Origin of the sequence: Streptomyces sp. SID14515, assembly GCF_010548505.1 — a bacterium.
GTDB classification, from domain to species: Bacteria; Actinomycetota; Actinomycetes; order Streptomycetales; family Streptomycetaceae; genus Streptomyces; species Streptomyces caviscabies.
Genome location: NZ_JAAGMH010000144.1, coordinates 367,150 through 385,764, shown reverse-complemented (window position 1 = coordinate 385,764; position 18,615 = coordinate 367,150). Strand labels below are relative to the sequence as shown.

Genomic DNA, 18,615 nt, shown 5'->3' with positions numbered 1-18,615 from the left:
GTGTGGGCGGGGAGCAGGGCAGTGGGGGCGGGGAGGAAGCCGGACGTGGGTGCAGTGAAGAGCAAGCGGATGCCGCGCGCGGTGCGCGAGAAGCAGATGATGGACGCCGCGGTGCGGACCTTCGGGCAGCGCGGCTACCGGGCGGCCTCGATGGACGAGATCGCGGAGCTGGCGGGCGTCTCCAAGCCGTTGGTCTACCTGTACCTGAATTCCAAGGAAGAGCTGTTCTCCGCCTGCATCCGCCGCGAGGCGGCGGCCCTGCTGGAAGCGGTACGGGCCGGGGTGGAGCCGGGACTGCCCGCCGACCGCCAACTGTGGTCGGGACTGCGGGCGTTCTTCCTGCACACCGCCGAGAACCCGGACGGCTGGTCGGTCCTGCACCGCCAGGCGCGTTCGCACGGGGAGCCGTTCGTCAGCGAGGTCGGCTCCATGCGGGACGAGATCGTCGCGTTCGTGACGGGCCTGATCGGAGCCGCCGCCCGCGAGGCCCACAGCGACCCCGCCCTCGCGGACCGCGACGTGGCGGGCCTCGCCCAGGCCCTGGTGGGGGCCGCGGAGTCGCTGGCGGGCTGGGCCAACGACACCCCGGACGTCTCGGCGAAGGAGGCCGCGGCGACCCTGATGAACTTCGCCTGGGCGGGCCTGGAGAACCTGATGCACGCCCGGCCGTGGACGCCCCCGACGTCATAGGCACGTCATCAGTGGCTGGTTGAGTACGTGTACTCAAGGAGGCGTCGGCCTGCGAGCCCGAGACTGAGGGCCCGAACCGACCTCCTAGGAGCAGGCGATGGCCGCCACCACCCCGAACCCCGCCCCGTCGCTCGACGTGAGGCTGTCGCCGAGCCGCCGGCTGCCGGCCGCACTCGCCGTCGCGGTGACCGCGGCGCTCGTCGTGTCGAGGTTCGGAGCCGCCGACCCGACCACCTGGCTGCTGGAGACGGTGTGGGTGATGGCGGGCCTGCCGTTGATCATCCTGTTCCGGGCCCGCTTCCCGCTGAGCGGCCTGCTCTGCGGGCTGCTGGCGGCACATGCCCTGGTGCTCATCGTGGGCGGCCACTACACATACGCGGAGGTGCCCGTCGGAGACTGGGTGCGCGACGGGCTCGGCTGGGAGCGCAACCCTTACGACCGCTTCGGCCACCTCATGCAGGGCTTCGTCCCGGCGATCCTGGTACGCGAACTGCTCGTTCGTACCTCGCCTCTGCGCGGCAGCCGCTGGCTCCCGGTGCTCACCGTCTGCGCCTGCCTGGCCTTCAGCGCCGTCTTCGAGATGCTGGAATGGCTGGCGGCCGTCACCGGCGGCGAGGCCGCGGACGCGTTCCTGGGAACCCAGGGAGACGTGTGGGACACCCAGTGGGACATGTTCTGCGCCCTGATCGGTGCCGTCTGCGCCTTGCTGTTCCTGAGCCGCCTCCACGACCGCTCCCTCACCCGTACGGGCCTGAACAAGCCGGCACGCTCCTAGGACATGTCGTCCTGGGCCGGACGCGTCACCGCCCCGACGAGGTGCACGCGCCCCCCGGCACCCCGCAGGGCGAAGGCGCTCCCGGCGGGGTCGGCGGCGTACGTCACGGTCGCGGGCAGCAGCACAGGGGCCTTGAACTCGGCCCGTACGGAGCGGAGTTCGGCGACATCTCCGGTCTCGGCAAGGCAGCGGGCGACCGTCCACATGCCGTGCGCGATGGCCCGGGGGAAGCCGAACAGCCGGGCGGTCAGCGGGTGCAGGTGGATCGGGTTGCGGTCGCCGGAGACGGCTCCGTACCGTCGCCCGAGATCGCCGGGCAGCCGCCACTCGGTGACGGCGGGCAGCTCCTCGGCTGCCGGGGGTGCGTGCGGTGGGGGCGGGGTGTCGTCCGCCGGCTGCCGGTGCCGGGACAGATAGCCGCTGCGGGACTCCCACACCAGCTCCCCGGCCACCCGCGCCTCGGTCACCATCGTGACCTCGGTGCCCCGCCGGTGCGGCGTCAACCCATCGGCGTACACGGTCAGTTCGAGCGGTTCGTCGGGCCGCACCGCCCGGTGCGGGGTGATCTCGATCCAGGTGTGGACGAGCCCGAGCACCGGCAGCGGGAAGGCGCGGCCGGTCATCAGCCGCATGGTGAGCGGGAAGGCCAGGACGTGCGGGTACGTGACCGGCAGTGGGCCGGACTCGGCGAACCCGCAGATCCGGGCGTACGCGGCGAGGGGCCCGGGCGCGACGGGCGCGGCCGGGCGGGTGAGACGTCCCGGGGGCAGGGTGGCGTCCGGCTGCCCGGCGCGCTTGAACGGTGACGTGACGGCCCCGCGCACGAGCGAGGCGCTGAGTGAGGTCATCGGGCTCACGCCCCCAGCAGGCTCTGGCCGCAGACGCGCAGCACCTGGCCGTTGACGGCGGTGGAGTCGGGCTGCGCGAACCAGGCGACGGCCTCGGCGACGTCGGCCGGAAGGCCGCCCTGGGAGAGGGAGTTCATGCGGCGGCCCGCCTCGCGGATGAAGAGCGGCACGGCGGCGGTCATCTTCGTCTCGATGAACCCGGGGGCCACCGCGTTGACCGTGACGCCGTGCTCGGCGGCGGCGCGCGGGCCGAGCGAGCGGACGAGGCCGATGACGCCCGCCTTGCTGGCCGCGTAGTTGGTCTGGCCGTTGTTGCCCGCGATGCCCGCGATGGAGGCGGTGGCGACGATCCGGCCGCCCCGGTTCAGCGCGCCCGAGGTGAGCAGCTCGTCGGTGGTGCGGAGCACGCTGTCGAGGTTGACGTCGATGACCTGGGCCCAGCGGTCGGCCGGCATGTTGGCGAGGCGGCGGTCGCGGGTGATGCCCGCGTTGTGGACGAGGACGTCGAGCCCGTCCGGTGCGGCGGCGGCGATGCGGGCCGCGGCGTCGGGTGCGGTGATGTCCAGCGGCAGCGCGGTGGCCCCGAGCCGGTCGGCGGTGCGTACGAGATCGTCCTGGGCCTGGGGGACGTCCAGCACGATCACCCGCGCCCCGTCGCGGGCCAGCACCGAGGCGACGGACGCGCCGATGCCCCGGGCCGCCCCGGTGACCAGGGCGGTGCGCCCGGCGAGCGGCGCGTCCCGGTCGGCCACGGGGTCGGGCGCGGCGGCGGTCAGCTCGATCACCTGGCCGCTGACATAGGCGGACCGGGGGGAGAGGAGGAAGCGGAGGGTGGACTCGGCGGCCACCGGTGCGGCTTCGGCCGGGAGCCGCAGCAGCTGCACGGTGGAGCCGCGCCCGATCTCCTTGCCCAGCGACCGGACGAAACCCTCCAACGCCTGCTGGGCAGCGGCCTGATGGTGGTCCTCGGAGGACGGCGGCGTGCCGAGAACGACGATCCGGCCACCGGGAGCGAGCGACCGTACAACAGGATGGAGGGCCGCGTGCACCTCGGCGAGGCCCTGGGCGGAGGTGACCCCGGTGGCGTCCAGCACGATCCCGGCGGGCCGCGCCGCCCGCGCCTCGACGGTCAGCCCGGTCGCGGCCAGCACCTTCGCCAGCTCGTCCGTGATCGCCGAGGCCCCGGCGGTCAGATGCAGCAGCGGCCCGTCCAGGCCCGGCGTCTCCAGGGTCCAGCGGCGCAGCGGGGCGGGCTGCGGCAGGCCGAGCCTGCGGGTGAGGAAGCGGCCGGGTGCTGTGCCGGTGAGGTGCAGATAGCGATCGGCCATTGTCCTGACTCCCTGCTCGGTCGTAGATTTACTCTTGAGTAAGGTTACTCAAGAGTCAGGAGCTGGTCGAGATGAACAATCCCGGACCGACCGAGACGAGATGGTCACGGTGACGAGCGCGCACCCCTCGATTCCCCTCGCCCTGCCGCAGCCGCGCCGCGTCGCGGTCATCGGCGGCAGCCGCACCCCGTTCGCCCGCTCCGACGGCCCGTACGCGACCGCCTCCAACCAGGACCTGCTGACGGCCGCGCTGAACGGTCTGGTGGAGCGGTACGGCCTGGCCGGCGACCGGGTCGGGGCGTTCGTCGCGGGCGCGGTCCTCAAGCACAGCCGGGACTTCAACCTGGCCCGCGAGACCGTCCTCGGCTCCGCGCTCGACCCGCGCACGCCCGCGTACGACATCCAACAGGCCTGCGGCACCGGCCTCCAGGCGGTCATCGCCGCCGCGAACCAGATCGCGCTCAGGTCCGTCGACTCCGCCGTCGCGGGCGGCTCCGACACCACCAGCGACGCTCCGCTCGGCGTCAACGACGAACTGCGCCGCATCCTGCTCGCCGCCCGCCGCGCGAAGACGACGGGAGCCCGCCTCAAGGCCCTCGCCGCCGTACGCCCCCGCCACCTCGTCCCGGACATCCCGCGCAACGCCGAACCGCGCACCGGTCTGTCGATGGGCGAGCACGCAGCCGTCACCGCCCGCCGCTGGGCGGTGAGCCGCGAGGACCAGGACCAGCTGGCCGCCACGAGCCACCAGCGCCTGGCGGCGGCCTACGAACGGGGCTTCCTGGACGACCTGGTGGTCCCGTACCGCGGCCTGGACCGCGACCAGAACCTGCGCCCGGACTCGACGGCCGAGAAACTGGCCCGCCTGAAGCCGGTATTCGGCACCTCCGGCCCCAACCCCACCATGACGGCGGGCAATTCGACACCGCTGACGGACGGCGCGGCGACGGTCCTGCTGGCGAGCGAGGAATGGGCCGAGGAACGGGGCCTCGAACCACTCGCCTACCTCTCCCTGTACGAGACGGGCGCGGTCGACTACGTGGACGGCGACGACGGCCTCCTCATGGCCCCGGCGTACGCGGTGCCGCGCCTGCTGGAGCGGGCCGGGCTGGGCATCGAGGACTTCGACCTGTACGAGATCCACGAGGCGTTCGCCTCCCAGGTGCTGGCCACCCTCGCCGCCTGGGAGAAGCAGGGCCTGGCCCCGGTGGACCGGACCCGCCTCAACGTGGCCGGCTCCTCCCTCGCCACCGGCCACCCCTTCGCCGCGACGGGCGCCCGGATCGTGGCGACGCTGGCGAAGCTCCTCGCGGAGCGGGACGGCCCGGGCCGGGGCCTGATCTCGATCTGCGCGGCGGGCGGCCAGGGGGTGACGGCGATCCTGGAGCGCCCGTAGCGCAGCTGTTCCCTTCTTCTCCACCCTGCCGGACGGACGACCCGGCGAACCGACCCGCCCGACCCCCGAACCGAGGAGCCGCACGTGTCAACGCCACCTTCCGCCCCCACGTCCGCTACGCCCCCTGGGCCCGTCCTGATCGAACCGACGAAGCAGCGCGGCCCGGACGGCAGGGTCCAGGAGGTCTCCGTACCGAGGTTCGCGCCGACCGTGGAGCGCGGCTCGCTGGCCGAGATCCCGTTCGACAACGCGAGGGAGGCCCCTTCGGAACCGGTCCTCAGCCGCAAGGACGCCGAGGGCGCCTGGTGGGACGTGACGGCGGCCGAGTTCGCCGCCGAGGTGGTCGCGGTCGCCAAGGGCCTGATGGCGGAAGGGCTGCGGGCGGGGGACCGGGTCGCGATCATGGCCCGGACGACGTACGAGTGGACGCTGCTGGACTTCGCGGCCTGGGCGGCCGGGCTGGTGACGGTCCCCATCTACCCCACCTCCTCCGCCTTCCAGGCCCGCTGGATCCTCCAGAACTCGGGTGCGGTGGCCTGTGCGGTGGAGACGAAGGAACAGGGCCGCCTGATCAGCCAGGAGCGCAAGCAGCTCGGCGACCTGGCGCATCTGTGGCAGTTCGACACGGGGGCGATCGGCCACCTCAAGTCGCTCGGCAAGGACATCCCGGACGCCGCGGTCGCGGCCCGCCGGGCCACCCTGGAACCGGACACCCCCGCCACCCTGATCTACACCTCGGGCACCACGGGCCGCCCGAAGGGCTGTGTCCTGACCCACGGCAACTTCTTCGCCGAGGTCGACAACGCGATCGAACTCCTCCACCCGGTCTTCAAGTCGGTCTCCAAGGACCCGGCCTCCACGCTCCTCTTCCTCCCCCTCTCGCACGTCTTCGGCCGCATGGTGGCGATCGGCTGCATGCGGGCGAGGGTCCGCCTGGGCCACGCCCCCTCCATCCAGACGGAAGACCTCCTGGCCGACCTGGCGGGCTTCCGCCCCACCTTCCTCCTGGCCATCCCGTACGTCCTGGAGAAGGTCTACAACACGGGCCGGGCGACGGCGGAGAAGATGGGCCGGGCCTCGTCGTTCGACCGGGCGGCCCGCATAGCCCAGCGCTACGGCAAGGCGGTCGAGGCCGCCGAACACGGCACAGGCCCGGGCCCGGGCCTCGGCCTGCGCGCGGCCCGCGCCCTGTACGACCCGCTGGTCTACCGCCGTATCCGGGCGGCGCTCGGCGGGAAGGTCCGTTACGTGATCTGCGGCGGCTCCCCGCTGGGCCGCCGGCTCGCCGCGTTCTACGAGGGCGCGGGCATCGGCATCTTCGAGGGCTACGGCCTCACCGAGACGACAGCCGCCCACACGGTGACCCCGCCGCTCAAACCCCGCCTGGGCACAGTGGGTTGGCCCCTGCCCGGCACTTCGGTACGCATCGCGGACGACGGCGAGGTGCTCCTGAAGGGCGGCCAGGTGTTCCGGGGCTACTGGGACGGCGAACGCGCGGAGGTGGCCCCGGCGCTGCTGCCGGACGACTGGTTCCCCACGGGTGACCTGGGCGCGCTGGACGAGGACGGCTACCTGACGATCACGGGCCGCAAGAAGGACATCATCATCACGTCGGGCGGCAAGAACGTCACCCCGGCCCCGCTGGAGGACTGGCTGCGCGCTCACCCCCTGGTCAGCCAGTGCATGGTCGTCGGCGACAACCGCTCGTTCGTCACCGCCCTGATCACCCTGGAACCGGACGGCCTCCAGCACTGGCGCCAGATGACGAAGAAGCAGGACATCCCGATGCGCGACCTGATCCACGACGAGGACCTGCGCACGTCGCTCCAGAAGGCGGTGGACGAGGCGAACCGCCTGGTGTCCCGTGCGGAGTCGATCCGCAAGTTCACGATTCTGCCGGTGGACTTCACGGAGGAGGCGGGCCACCTGACGCCGTCGCTGAAGCTGAAACGGGACGCTGTCGCACGGGACTTCTCGGGGGAGATCGAGGCTTTGTACCGGAAGGGGTGAGGGGGGTGGGCGGCGGCTAGGGTGAAGCGGGCTCGCCGCCCTCCGGCGGACCGTGGTCGTGGGCGCGGGGTGATGCCCCGGAGCGAGCTGTCTGCCTTGCGCGTGCAGGGATGATCCGGTTTGGAAAATGGGCGACCTGCCTGATCTGTAGTGCTCCCCGCCCGTGCGGGGGTGGCCCCGAGGTCCAGGCGAAACTGGCGCTGGGGCTCGAACGCTCCCCGCGAGTGCGGGGTTGGTCCCGCGTTGAAAACTGCTGGTGGCGGCGTTGGGCGGTTTCCCCGCCCTGCGGGATTGCGGGATGGTCCGTTATCGACGTCCGCGTCACCGCCCCGGATGACGCGTTCCCTGCGTCCGCAGGGGTGGTCCCTTCACCGGGCCGGGCCTCCTGATGAAGCAGTGATCCCCGCCGCTGTGGGGTTGGTCCAGCTGTAGGGCAGATGATCAAAAACGGCCTGGCCGTGCTCCCCGCGTCGGCGGGGACCATGCGGAGCATCCGTCGGCACTCTGCCGGCCAGGGGCGCGTCGCGGTCTGGCGCAAAACCCGTCGATCATCGTCCGCGCCGCCTGGCACCCTGGCCGTAAGGGCCCGACGGCAGCAGATCCGCGGGCAGGGCGTCGCGAAGGAGAGGCCGCATGGCCACGGTCGTCGATCTGATCACCTACCCCGTCAAGGGCTGCGCGGGAACGTCCGTGGACAGCACATACCTCACGTCGGCGGGGCTCGCGCACGACCGTAGTTTCATGGTCGTCAGCGTCGAGGGGGTCTACCGCACCCAGCGCCGCGACCCCCGCCTCGCGCTCGTCCGGCCCACCGCCTCCGCCGACGGCAGCAGGCTCACGCTCGCCTCGGCGGAGCCGGACAGCGGTCATGGCACGCTGCACCTCGACGTCACCACCTCCGCGCCCCGGCGCGACGTCGACCTGTTCGGCGCGACGTACCAGGGCATCGACCAGGGCGAGGAGGCCGCCGAGTGGCTCTCGGACTTCCTCGGCGTACCGAGCCGCCTGGTCCGCGTGCCGCCGGAGCACGACCGGATCGCGGACGGCCTGACCCCCGGCACCTCCGGCTACGCCGACAGCAGCGCCGTACACCTGCTGTCCCGCGCCTCGCTCGCCCTCCTGAACACGCGGATGGCCGAGCGCGACGCCCCGCCCCTGGCCATGGACCGCTTCCGCCCGAACGTCGTCGTCGACAGCCACCCCGAGGGAGCCCATGGCGAGCACGGGGATGACTGGGCGGCGGAGGCCCACGCCGAGGACCGCATCCGCCGCATGACCATCGGCGAGGCCGAACTGGGTTACGCCAAGCTCGCCGTGCGCTGCGCGGTCACCCTGGTCGACCAGGAGGCCGGGGCCCGGGGCGGGCCGGAGCCGTTGCGTACGCTCGCGGGCTACCGGCGCTTCTCGGCAGGCGGCGTGGTGTTCGGCGCGAAGTTCGCCGTGGTGCGGCCGGGGAAGCTGTCCGTGGGCGACGAGGTGGCCGTCCAGGAGTGGGGCGAGGCCGAAAGCTGACGCGCCTCTCTGCCCGAGTCCGTGCGGGGCACTTCTACCCGCCCCGCACTTCTACCTGCCCCGCACGCGCCGGCACGTCCCGGTGAACACGCGGCCGAGCCGCTCGTCCAGAGCTGCGAGAACGGCCGACTCCGGTGTGCCGTCCGGGTCGATGTGCGTGTGCAGCGCGAGCCCTTCCGCTAACGCGACGATCCGCAGGGCCTGTTCGGCGGCCTCGACGTCCCGGCGACCTCACCGCATTCCGTGCCGTTGCCGATGGCCCGGAATCGTGAACAACTTCCCTCAGGGATTGCTCAAACGAATTTGATCATCCCGCCAAGATCGTTAATGTTCCTTCTACTCAATCGGCCACCATGCTCTGCCCGTGGGGAGCACCACAGAAAGCTGAGGTTGCGAAATGGACGTTCTGACCGTTCTGGCGTCGGCCGGGTTCGGCTCCACCGTGTATCTCACAACCCACTCGAACGTGAAATGGCTGAACCAGAAAGCCTCGCATGTGAAGGTCGCGGGCCTGGTGATGGTCGGCATGGTTCTGTGCGCGATCATCGGGATGATCGCGTTCGCGAGCCAGAGCGTAGCGATTGGATTCATCGTGGGTGGCGGCATCACGCCGCCCGTACACCGGCGGATCCTGCAACGACCTGGGCAGCTTCGTTTGGATCAGTAGGTTGTTGGTCCAGGTGTGCCGATGGCGGACGGGTGGTGGGCGCGGTGTCCGGATGCGCCCGGAGGACCGGCGGCCGCCCCGTCCGGCGATCGGGTAGGGTCTCCGAATCACCAAAGGGGGAAGCTGCGTTGGACGCTGAAATAGAGCGCTTTTTCACTCACCCGCGCTACTGGTTGATGTACGCGCTGCCGTGGCCGGCGACGGACCCGAACGCCGACATGGCGGAGGCGGCCCACGTGATCGCGCCCCCGACCGTCCCGGCCGGACAGCTGGACCGTCTGCCCCCGGACGTGGCCGATCTCCTCGGGTTCGTCGGCGTGTACGCGAGCGAGCATCCGGACCAGCGCGTGATCTGGTTCACCGACGTCACGCGGTGGCTGGAGTGGGAGAAGGACAGCAGCTGGAGCGCGCTCGGCGTTGACTGGGAGCACGCGCTCGCACAACTGACGCGACCCCCTTTTCTAGGGTTGTACATGACGGTCAGCCGCCGGGCGTACCACCATCTGATCAACACGGCCGAGCGCTTCCGGTTGACCTATACCGACGGGCACAGCGAGGTGCTGACCGACGAAGAACGCCAAGCGGTGCACGAGGCGTTCGAGCACAAGCTGGACGCGGACTGGCCGGCATACGTCCGCGACATGGTGGCGAGTGGACACCTCACCGTCGGTTAGGGCTTGTCCGGTGAGTCGGACCGTGCCGTCCGCCGTCCCGTGGGAGCGGAGGTGGTCTCGGGGCGGCCAGGGAGAACATGCCGGGCTGGCCGAGCCGCCCGGTGTCGCCGACGGACAGGAGGTCGCGCAGCGACGCCATATCCGTGACCCAGCATGAGGGCCTTCACGGCTTCGGTGCCGTTGCCGACGCCCGTACGGCTCACTCGAAGAACTTCAGGCTCCACCCCGTGTCCGAATTCGGCCCCGGGACGTTGGCTCGCGAGTACGTCGTGTTGCCCCACCAGGCGAACGTGCCCGTGTACCAATGGCGGTTGGCCCAGGAGTACGGGGTGCCCTTGGCGACCGCGTGGTACATCGACGGGAACCTCGGACCGGCGGGCGGGCTGGTGCCGATGTCGCCGTGCAGCAGGACGAACGTGTGGTGGCCGGGCCCGTTCACGTACAGCGTCGGGTCCCAACCCGCCATCATCGTCGACCGGTTGGAGCCGAATAGGCAGCCGTTCGACTTGTACCAGTCCCATACGTACGTGGGGTCGCCGCCCTTGCGCAGCCGCAGGTCGGCCAGGCAGTACTGCTCGCTCCAACTGCCGTTGGCGGAGTACGTGATGTGCAGCTGCCCGTTCGGGTCCTTGATCGCCTCGGGGCTCTCGTTGATGAACGGGTCGCCCACCACCCGCTCCCAGCTCTCGCGCGGCTGCGAGATGACGTACCGCGCGCCGGTGGGCTGGGTCGGGCTGCTCATCCGGGCGATGTAGAGGTTCTGCTCGACGTTGGTGTCGCCCGCCCACCCGGACCAGACGAACCAGCGCTGCCCCTCGAAGGTGAACAGGGTGCCGTCGATGGCCCATTTTCCGTCGGGCAGCGCGAGTTGGGTCTCGGCCCCGTACCCGCTGTCCGGGGCGGCGGAGCTGATGACGAACATGCGGTGGGCGGCCCCGACACCGGCGGTGAAGTAGATGTAGTAGCGCCCGCCGTCCATCACGATCTCGGGGGCCCAGACCTCCCCGCGCCCCCGGCTGTCGGCCCAGACCTGCCGGGCGGGCGCGGTGGCAAGACCGTCCGTGGACGACGCCTGCCGTACGACGATGCCGCCGCCGGTCGACTGGACGCCGACGTACGTACTGCCCACCCGCAACACGCTGGGGTCGGCCGCGCGAAGGCTGGTCTGCCCCTGCGGAGCCGCCGCCTCACGGGCGGCCGATGCGCCCTGGGCGGTGTCGGGCGGCGACAGGAAGAGCGTCGCGGCAAGGGCGCCGACCAGCGCGAGCGCGCCGAGGCCGGACGATCGGCGGAAGGGTCTCCTGGGCCTGCGCATGGGCTCGCTCCTGGGTGGGGGATTCGATGATGACGACGATGGCCATCGGCATAGGCATCGTCATGGAGGGATTTACATCGATAGAAGAGCGCTCTCGCAGAATCCCGCCGGGGGCGAGACCTGTCAATGACCGGGGCGGGACTTGACCGTGATGCGAGACTTCCGGCATGGATATGGGGCGTGAGTCGCGGTGGGAAAAGGATGCGCTGACGGTGGAGATCGTCTTTGCTCTGATGACCGCTGTCGTCCTCGCCGCGGCGGTCTTCGCCGGCGCTCTGGCCCTCACTCTCGTCTTCGACCTCTCCGGTTCAGCGTCCAGAGGTGTACGGATGGGGGGAGCCCTGGTGGGAGCGGCGGTCGGAACATGGCGTCTGGTGCGGGTGCTGTATCGCTTCGACGTGGAGCGCCGTAAAGGCCACTGACGGCAGGCGCAAGAAGCCGCCTGAGGGCCTTCGGGCCGAGCAGGGCTCGTCGGTGTCATGCGTGCGGAGATCTTCCGACGTCTTCGGGTGCCGGGCCGGATGATGCCTGTGCTCGCCTCCCGGCGGGGCCGGCCGGAAGGCCGCTGCGAGGGACCTTCGATGCCTTACGGGAACGCTCAGTTCGTGGTGTCCCGACCACGAGGGCAGGCCTGGGAAAGGCCATTCAGAACTGGAGTGGGTGGCCTTGCTTCAGGCGGTCCTGGCCTTCATCGGGTCGAGGTCCACGACGTGCGGGCTGTTCTCCGGAGGTATTCGGGTCGGGCCCCGCGTTGGCCTCGGGGCCAGTGCAGGTGGTCCTCACCCGACGAATACTGGCTGTAGTCGCGCCCATGGGCATCGCCGGGGTCGTTGCGATACATGTGTCCAGGAATCAGCCATTCCTGGATGTGAAGTCGCCATGCAGGAACGACGTGCGTCTTTCGCTATCCCCTGACATGCAGGATCCAGTAACTCAAACTGCATGATGGGGAGAAAAGTGTCCGTACCGGATCACAGACGAACTATCACCACAGCCGCGACCGCGGTCGTGACGATGATGGTCGCGGCCATCGGAGTGCCGGCGTACGCCGGGCCGCCATCGGCGAACACCGCGACGTCCGCAAGTGTGGAACCTGCCGAACTCGTCGAGCTCGCCGAGGGCTATCTCCAGCAGCGGGCTGACATGCTGACGTCCACCCATCCGACGGCAAGGTTCGCGAGCACTCGGCTCGGAGTCACCCGGGCCATGGCCTCCCGTGCGCACGAGGAACTCGCGGCTCTGGAGGAAAAGGGGCAACGCTACAAAGAAGTTGACGGCGGATACACGCGGGCAGAGGTCGACGTCGAAACCTCTTCCGTGGAGCTCAACGAACGAACGGCCACCCTTCGGCTCACCGAACATACGCGCTTGTACCTGCCGGTGACCCGCCAGGAGGTCGAGGACGGAGCGCCGGAATACGAGGAGTCCTCTCTCGCACGCACCATGACGTTCACTCGGAACGCTGAGGATGCGTGGCTGTTGTCGTCGGACGAGGTGGAGACCGGCGGTGGTCCGACACCGACAACGCAGGTGACCGAGATGGACCTGAACCTCGCTGACGACGACGGTGGCGGCACGCCGGACGAGGACGAAGGAGGCAAGGGCTCCGCATCCGACACAAGGGCGCTGCCCGAAAACGGTATTGAGTACACCAAGCCCGCGGTGACAGCGAGTTACAACTACAGCAAGATGGTCTCCTACGCCAACAAATACTGGAAGAAGCACAACAGCGCCTACCGCACGTACGGGAACGATTGCACCAATTTCATATCCCAGGCGGTACATGCTGGTGGCTGGGGTCCCAAAGGGGGAGCCTTGATCCAGCGTAAGAGCAACAAGTATTGGTTCTACGGACCCGCGAAGCCCCTCACCAGCTACACGTGGGCAGGAGCCGAGAACTGGTACTGGTTCGCGAAGAAGCACTCGAAGCGAACCAAGCCGCTCGACAACGTGTGGAAGATGGCATCCGCGGACGTTCTCCAGGCGGACTTCGACCGTAATGGAAAGATCGACCACACCATGATCGTCACGAAGAAGCACAAAGGCACGCCCTACCTCACCTATCACACCACTGACACGCACAATAAGAGCCTGAAGAAGATCCTTTCCGACTATCCGCGAGCCTTGTGGTATGCCCACCGCACCTGACAGATTGCTCACCCGTTCCCTCCGGGGAGAACAGGAGTGTGTCGTGCAACGTCGACGCCTCATTGCCGTTGCGGCCGCTCTCGTCGTCGCATCCGGCTGCGCACCGCAGAATGACGACGGCCCGTCCGGAGGTTCGGTCACCTCTCCCTCCGCGTCGGGCTCCGCCAGCGGCGTACGCCAGGCCGTTGAGGCCTATGTGCAGGCCCTCAACTCCCGCAGTGTCTCCGGGCTGATCTCGGTCGGAGGTGTGAAGGACGAGGAATGGTCCCGGCAGGAAGCCAACCAGATCCTCTCCGACAGGGGAGGACGCGGTTTCACGGTCAAGGACGTGCAGACACAGCAGGACATGGGGCCGGATGTCGCCTCGGTCCGCATCTCGGCAGAGGGAAAGTCGGGCAAGCCGCTGCGCGAAACCTTCACTGCCGTACGGGAGAAGAAGGCCTGGCACCTGGTCGTCTTCACGAACCAGCCTGCCGATCAGAGCAAGGAATCGGCCTCGACCGACAAGTCGGCTTCCTGAACGCGTAGTTGTACCGATTGCGTGAGTAGGGCTGTTCAGAACTGAAGGGCGCGGATCAGGCGTCGAGCGGTCCTGGCGTCGATCGAGCCCAGGTCCAAGAGGTCCGGGGTGTTGTCCCGTACGGATACGGAGAGGGCGCCGCCGCCGGTGGCCTGCGGGAAGGCGTGGCTCAGCATGGCTCTCACGGTGCCGGCGTCGGCGTCCGTGCCCGGCTGTTCGGTGGTCTGCGGCACCGCACCGAGCAGCCGGGCCAGCCGTGCCGCGTCGTCGACCTGGATGGGCCCGAGCGTGATGCGGCCCTGCCGGACGCGTAGCCCCGGGAGGTCGATCCGGTACCCCTCGCAGATCTCCCGCAGGGCGCGGGCGGCCTTCAGCGTGCGCTTGGTTCCGGTGCGGATGAGGCGGGCCAGTTGGCGGGCGTCGGTGGGGCTGAGAGCGGCGATGCGTACGGGGTTCTCCGCCTGCGATTCCGTATCCGTGACGTCCGCGTGCAGTCCGGCCTCGCTGAGCGCGGCGCGCAACTCCGAGGAGGGCGATGGGGGAGCGGGCATGTGCGTAGGCGTGTCGTTCATTCGTGGCTCCTGAGCGGCGGCGGGTCGGTCGGTAACAGAGGAAGGGTGGAGACCGGGTACGCGGTCCAGCGCCAGGCTCCGTCGGGCGTGGGCAGTTCGTACGCGTACCCCTGGCCGCGCCGCAGGCTCTGCACGACCGCCTCCGCGCTCCGACGGTCGCCGAGCCAGGCCCGGGCCCGGTGCCGGACGTCACGGTCGAGCCCTGGCGTCAGTCGTCGTACGGATGCGCGCATCCAGGCCACGGCCGGCCCGGGCGCGGTGGTGACGAGGTCGTCCGGCGGCCCCGCGGCAGGCGCGTGGTCGGTGTCCGCGTGACACCAATAGGCGCGTGGCAGCGGCCTGTTCACGTGGCGCACGCGGGGGTCGCGGCGCGGATGTCGGCCCAGACGTCCTTGCCGTCCTTCCGCATCACCGTTCCGCACTGCGCCGCGAGCGCGGCGATCAGAAGCACCCCGCGTCCGCTCTCCTCGCTCCAGTCGGGTTCGCGACGCTCGGGCGGCGCGGTGTCGGAGTCGCTGACGGTGACGCGTACGCCGTCGGGCTTGCGGCGCAACGTGATCGTGCAGAGCGGTGACCCGGTGTGCCGCATGACGTTGGTGAGCAGCTCGTGGGCGCAGAGCGTGGCGGCGTCGCTCAGTTCCCGCAGATCCCAGAGGTCGAGGTGCGCACTGACGATGCGGCGCATGATCGCGAGCGTCTCGGGGCGGGCGACGAGTTCCTGGCGGTAGTCGGGAGGGTCCAACTCGATGGTGGGGGCCATGGGTTCCTCCGGTGTGAGGGAAGACGATCCGGCCCACGCGGCAACCCTGAGTGACCGAGGCGGTGCCTTGCGTGGTGAGCAACAGAGTGGACCGTCGACAGCACGGTTCGCAACCCGTTCAGATGCAAAATTGTAGATTCGCCTGTGTGGGTGAACGCTTGTGCATATAAAGGGAGTTGCTGAAAGCGGTCATGAACGGGTAGCACTGAGTGGCCCGCGTCAGGGGAGGGACAACCACATGCCAAGCCATCCACGCCCAACGGTGCGACGCCGACGACTCGGTGCCGAGTTGAAGCGGCTCCGTGAGAAGGCCGGAGTCAAGATGGAGGAGGCCGCCGAGCGCATCGGCGGCGACAAGCCCAAGATCTCCCGTCAGGAGAACGGCCGCCAAGGCGTCAGCAAGCTGGAGATCGAGGCACTGCTCGCGCTGTACGGAGTATCGGACGAGCGGCTGCGGACGGCGCTGACCACGCTGGCTCGGGAAGGGCGGCGCAAGGGGTGGTGGGCGCAGTACAGCGACATACTTCCCGCTGGATTCCAGGAACGGTTGTCGATCGAGTCCGATGCGGCACGGATCCTCACCTTCCAGCCGATGCTTGTTCCGGGTCTGCTCCAGACGGTCGAGTACGCCACGGAGCTGATCCGTTCCGTCGACAAGGGTGCGACCGAGGAAGAGCGCAACTCGTACATCGAGGTGCGTCGGAGTCGGCAGGAGATCTTTGCGCGGGAGAGCCCGCCGCAGTACGTCTGTCTCCTCGACGAGGCGGTGCTGCGTCGCGAGGTTGGAGGGCCTGCAGTCATGGTGGCCCAGCTCGACAAGATCCTGGAGATGAACAATCCGCCGAAGCTGACCATCCAGGTGGTGCCGTTCGCCCAGGGCTGGCACGCGGGTGCTGACGGGGCCTTCAACATCTACAGCTATCCCGATCCGATGGACCTTGACGTCGTCAACTTGGACTACCTCGACGGCGCGTTGTACTTGGAGGAAGATCAGCCCGTCGAGCGCTACAAGTTGGCCTTCGACGAGCTGAGGGCGGCGGCACTCGCGTCGCGGCAGTCCATGGAACTAGTCTCGGCGGTGAAGAGAGAGTTCATGAACAGAGCGTAGAGGTGGACGCAGCAGATGGCGCGATACGGCCTTCCCGACAGTGCCTGGGTGAAGTCCTCGTACAGCGGTGACAACGGGGGGACGTGCGTCGAGACCCAGCCGACGCCCGACGGCCTCATCGCCGTCGGCGACAGCAAGGATCGCTCCCTCGGCGCGCACACCTTCGGCCCCGAGCAGTGGCAGGCCTTCGTCACCGCCGTACAGGACGGCTCCCTCTGAGGAGCGCTGACGGCCGGGCTCCGGCCTGGATCGTTCCCTTGGCCGCGGCTTACCGTGCCTGTCCCGGCCCGCCTTCGGCGGTCGGGATCCAGGGCGGCCCGCACACCGGCGAAGTCACGGCGAGTTGAGCAGCTCACCGCGGTCGAGGGCTTCGCACAGCACGGTGGAGATCTCTTCAGGCTGCAGGTTGAGCTCGGTGATGGCCGACCGAGTGAGGGGAATCTCCTCAAGGATGTACTCACCGCGGTCCTCCTTCCGGAATTCGGGGCCGCTTCGGTCGGCGAAGTTCCACTTCGTGACCCGGGCGACGTAGAAGTACTCCGTCTCGCCCGCCCGATTCACAAGTCGGTGGAGCTCCCGCAGGATCTCGGCCTCACCGGCGATCTCCTCGACCCGGCCGGTCCCGAACCACCAGTTGCCCATGCCCTGTGTTCTGACCGCCGCCCACCGGGAGTCGTGGGCATCCAAGGCGCCGCTCGGCACTGCGGCGGGGCCGATCCTTCGGGCCAGGATGCCGAGCTGCTTGGTCTTGCCGGTGTTGTCCGCGCCGCTCAGTGCGACCGTCCGCATATCGGCCACGGGGGCCTCCGATCAGGGCTGATGCTGCACTCCGGGCACAGGCGGCCCGCTGAGGTGATTGCACCCAAATACGGTCGTGCGAACCAGTGTTTGAGAGTCATGCGGGCGTCATGCGGCTGCGGTGTTCCGGCCCCGTGCAGCCCGTTCGGATGGTCAGATGGAGAGGTGGACGCGATCCTCCAACACCCGCTCGCCATCGCCCGATTCCTGCACGGCCTGTCCCAGAGGGATCTCGCAGAAGGGATCAGGCAAGCGGCGCGACGGCGCGACCGTATGGCCGGGACCACCAAGCAGCAGGTCTCGGTGTGGGAGCGAGGCAGGGTGCCGGACGCCTGGTACCAGCGGCTGATCGCTGACGTCTTCGGTGTGGATCTCGACCACGTGACCGCGCTCGGCTGGCCGTACTGGCTGCCCGGGAACGAGGCGCCCCAACCCCTGGACGCAGGGGCAACGGTCGTCGCTCTCAGAGAGGCCCACCGCCGCGCCATGCTCAACCGCCGCAGTATCTTCGGGCTCGCCCCCGTCGCACTCGTAACGCTCGCCCAGCAGTGGGCAACGCTCGATGCCGCGCCGCCGGCAAAGACGTTGACCGGTACCAGCGTCGATCCCGACTTCGTCGACTGGTTGGAAAGAAGCGTTCCGCACCTCACCGGCATGGCGACCGCCGACCGGGAACGTGCGGTCCCCCTCCTCAACAGCTTCTACGAGACAGTCGTCGGTCTTCTCGACAACGCCTGCTACGACGAGAAGACCGGTACCCGGCTGTACGCACTGGCCTCCTCGCTCGGCCAGACGATCGGCTGGTACCGCTTCGACCACGAAGACCACCGCAGCGCCGGCCACTACTGGGCGGCCTCGCTGGACGCTTCGCGCCGGGCCGGGGACACCGACCGGGGAGCGGGCATCCTTGCCGACATCTCCTACCAGAGCATCTGGCTGGGCCAAGCCGGGCTGGCGGTCAACATCCTCGACCTGGCTCTCCGCCGCGCCCAGGATCCCACCGCGCGGTCGTTGCTCCACCTCCGCAGGGCCCGGGCCTTGGCCATGGGCGGCGACGCGCGCGCCTGCCGCCGGGCTCTCGACGCAGCCGAGCACGCCCTGGACACTGCCAGGACACCGCCACCTGCCTGGTGTTCCTGGTACAGCACTGCCGATATCGCCGTCGACTCCGGCCGTTGCCTGATCGACCTCGGGGAGACCGGGCCCGCCCTCGCCCAGATCACCCAAGGCGTCGCCGACCTGCCTGGCGCGCGTGACAAGACGCGCTCTGTCTTCCTCGCATACGAGGCTGAGGCACTCCTGCGCCAGGGCGAGATCGACCACAGCGCTGCCTCCGCCCACGAAGCGCTCGTCCTCGCCAAGAAGATCGGCGCCTCACGCTGTATCCGCCAGATCAGCGACTTCGCTCCCGGCTTCGAGGCCCACCGGCAGGTACAGGGGGTTCAGCAGCTTCTCAACGCCGTGCGAGCAGCCTGATCAGTGGATCATTCACCC

General features: G+C 69.5%; 21 protein-coding genes. 13 read left to right on the top strand and 8 right to left on the bottom strand.

Features of this window, described 5'->3' with window-relative positions; genetic code table 11:
- Positions 1-45 precede the first annotated feature (45 nt).
- Both G3I54_RS36925 and G3I54_RS36920 read left to right on the top strand, forming a co-directional pair.
- Positions 46-690, top strand: a complete 645-nt coding sequence (locus tag G3I54_RS36925; RefSeq protein WP_164621384.1) for a TetR/AcrR family transcriptional regulator — start codon at positions 46-48, stop codon at positions 688-690.
- 97 nt (positions 691-787) lie between these two features.
- Positions 788-1,465, top strand: a complete 678-nt coding sequence (locus tag G3I54_RS36920) for a DUF2238 domain-containing protein (protein ID WP_164621382.1) — start codon at positions 788-790, stop codon at positions 1,463-1,465.
- On the opposite strand, the gene G3I54_RS36915 is transcribed toward G3I54_RS36920, so the two are convergent.
- Both G3I54_RS36915 and G3I54_RS36910 read right to left on the bottom strand, forming a co-directional pair.
- Entirely contained in the window at positions 1,462-2,313 is an 852-nt protein-coding gene (locus G3I54_RS36915) for a MaoC/PaaZ C-terminal domain-containing protein (protein ID WP_164621380.1), read from the bottom strand. The genes G3I54_RS36920 and G3I54_RS36915 overlap by 4 nt on opposite strands.
- Positions 2,314-2,318: 5 nt before the next feature.
- Positions 2,319-3,641, bottom strand: coding sequence for a 3-oxoacyl-ACP reductase (locus G3I54_RS36910; protein WP_164621378.1), 1,323 nt, complete (start codon positions 3,639-3,641; stop codon positions 2,319-2,321).
- A 100-nt stretch (positions 3,642-3,741) separates the two neighbouring features.
- On the opposite strand from G3I54_RS36910, the gene G3I54_RS36905 reads away from it, so the two are divergent.
- The 3 genes from G3I54_RS36905 to G3I54_RS36895 all read left to right on the top strand — a co-directional run bounded on the left by G3I54_RS36905 (position 3,742) and on the right by G3I54_RS36895 (position 8,559).
- On the top strand, positions 3,742-5,037 hold the full coding sequence (locus G3I54_RS36905; RefSeq protein ID WP_164621376.1) for an acetyl-CoA C-acetyltransferase: 1,296 nt from the start codon (positions 3,742-3,744) through the stop codon (positions 5,035-5,037).
- An 84-nt stretch (positions 5,038-5,121) separates the two neighbouring features.
- On the top strand, positions 5,122-7,047 hold the full coding sequence (locus G3I54_RS36900; RefSeq protein ID WP_164621374.1) for an AMP-dependent synthetase/ligase: 1,926 nt from the start codon (positions 5,122-5,124) through the stop codon (positions 7,045-7,047).
- A 633-nt stretch (positions 7,048-7,680) separates the two neighbouring features.
- Entirely contained in the window at positions 7,681-8,559 is an 879-nt protein-coding gene (locus tag G3I54_RS36895) for an MOSC N-terminal beta barrel domain-containing protein (RefSeq protein WP_164621372.1), read from the top strand.
- A gap of 51 nt (positions 8,560-8,610) precedes the next feature.
- Here G3I54_RS36895 and G3I54_RS36890 read toward each other — a convergent pair whose 3' ends face one another.
- A complete protein-coding gene (locus tag G3I54_RS36890) occupies positions 8,611-8,751 on the bottom strand; it encodes a hypothetical protein (RefSeq protein ID WP_343240513.1) in 141 nt (46 codons plus the stop codon).
- Positions 8,752-8,956: 205 nt separating this feature from the next.
- Here G3I54_RS36890 and G3I54_RS36885 point away from each other — a divergent pair, with 205 nt between their 5' ends.
- The gene (locus tag G3I54_RS36885) at positions 8,957-9,226 is read left to right on the top strand and encodes a hypothetical protein (protein ID WP_164621370.1); all 270 of its coding nucleotides are present in this window, start codon (positions 8,957-8,959) and stop codon (positions 9,224-9,226) included.
- A gap of 128 nt (positions 9,227-9,354) precedes the next feature.
- The gene (locus G3I54_RS36880) at positions 9,355-9,900 is read left to right on the top strand and encodes a hypothetical protein (protein WP_164621368.1); all 546 of its coding nucleotides are present in this window, start codon (positions 9,355-9,357) and stop codon (positions 9,898-9,900) included.
- A gap of 199 nt (positions 9,901-10,099) precedes the next feature.
- On the opposite strand, the gene G3I54_RS36875 is transcribed toward G3I54_RS36880, so the two are convergent.
- Positions 10,100-11,215, bottom strand: coding sequence for a glycoside hydrolase family 43 protein (locus G3I54_RS36875; protein ID WP_164621366.1), 1,116 nt, complete (start codon positions 11,213-11,215; stop codon positions 10,100-10,102).
- A 167-nt stretch (positions 11,216-11,382) separates the two neighbouring features.
- On the opposite strand from G3I54_RS36875, the gene G3I54_RS36870 reads away from it, so the two are divergent.
- From G3I54_RS36870 to G3I54_RS36860, 3 genes are all read left to right on the top strand, one after another.
- Positions 11,383-11,637: a DUF6332 family protein gene (locus G3I54_RS36870; protein ID WP_164621364.1), complete on the top strand. Its 255-nt coding sequence runs from the start codon at positions 11,383-11,385 to the stop codon at positions 11,635-11,637.
- A gap of 592 nt (positions 11,638-12,229) precedes the next feature.
- Complete coding sequence (locus G3I54_RS36865; RefSeq protein ID WP_239144764.1) at positions 12,230-13,363, top strand: amidase domain-containing protein; 1,134 nt, start codon at positions 12,230-12,232, stop codon at positions 13,361-13,363.
- Between the two features lie 43 nt (positions 13,364-13,406).
- Positions 13,407-13,883 (top strand): hypothetical protein, encoded by a 477-nt coding sequence (locus G3I54_RS36860; RefSeq protein ID WP_164621360.1) that lies wholly within the window; start codon positions 13,407-13,409, stop codon positions 13,881-13,883.
- A 35-nt stretch (positions 13,884-13,918) separates the two neighbouring features.
- On the opposite strand, the gene G3I54_RS36855 is transcribed toward G3I54_RS36860, so the two are convergent.
- The 3 genes from G3I54_RS36855 to G3I54_RS36845 are packed head-to-tail and all read right to left on the bottom strand — an operon-like array spanning position 13,919 to position 15,215.
- Positions 13,919-14,455 (bottom strand): hypothetical protein, encoded by a 537-nt coding sequence (locus tag G3I54_RS36855; protein WP_164621358.1) that lies wholly within the window; start codon positions 14,453-14,455, stop codon positions 13,919-13,921.
- Complete coding sequence (locus tag G3I54_RS39925; protein ID WP_239144743.1) at positions 14,452-14,802, bottom strand: hypothetical protein; 351 nt, start codon at positions 14,800-14,802, stop codon at positions 14,452-14,454. Before G3I54_RS39925 ends, G3I54_RS36855 begins: the two co-directional genes overlap by 4 nt.
- Positions 14,799-15,215, bottom strand: coding sequence for an ATP-binding protein (locus G3I54_RS36845; RefSeq protein ID WP_164621356.1), 417 nt, complete (start codon positions 15,213-15,215; stop codon positions 14,799-14,801). The genes G3I54_RS39925 and G3I54_RS36845 overlap by 4 nt, the downstream gene beginning before the upstream one ends.
- A 238-nt stretch (positions 15,216-15,453) precedes the next feature.
- Here G3I54_RS36845 and G3I54_RS36840 point away from each other — a divergent pair, with 238 nt between their 5' ends.
- Together G3I54_RS36840 and G3I54_RS36835 are read left to right on the top strand one after the other, a co-directional pair.
- A complete protein-coding gene (locus tag G3I54_RS36840; RefSeq protein WP_030624623.1) occupies positions 15,454-16,323 on the top strand; it encodes a Scr1 family TA system antitoxin-like transcriptional regulator in 870 nt (289 codons plus the stop codon).
- A 15-nt stretch (positions 16,324-16,338) separates the two neighbouring features.
- On the top strand, positions 16,339-16,542 hold the full coding sequence (locus G3I54_RS36835; RefSeq protein ID WP_164621355.1) for a DUF397 domain-containing protein: 204 nt from the start codon (positions 16,339-16,341) through the stop codon (positions 16,540-16,542).
- A gap of 114 nt (positions 16,543-16,656) precedes the next feature.
- Here the strand turns inward: G3I54_RS36835 and G3I54_RS36830 are convergent, their stop codons facing one another.
- A complete protein-coding gene (locus tag G3I54_RS36830; protein ID WP_239144763.1) occupies positions 16,657-17,112 on the bottom strand; it encodes a hypothetical protein in 456 nt (151 codons plus the stop codon).
- 174 nt (positions 17,113-17,286) lie between these two features.
- On the opposite strand from G3I54_RS36830, the gene G3I54_RS36825 reads away from it, so the two are divergent.
- Complete coding sequence (locus G3I54_RS36825) at positions 17,287-18,597, top strand: helix-turn-helix transcriptional regulator (protein WP_164621353.1); 1,311 nt, start codon at positions 17,287-17,289, stop codon at positions 18,595-18,597.
- Positions 18,598-18,615: the final 18 nt, after the last annotated feature.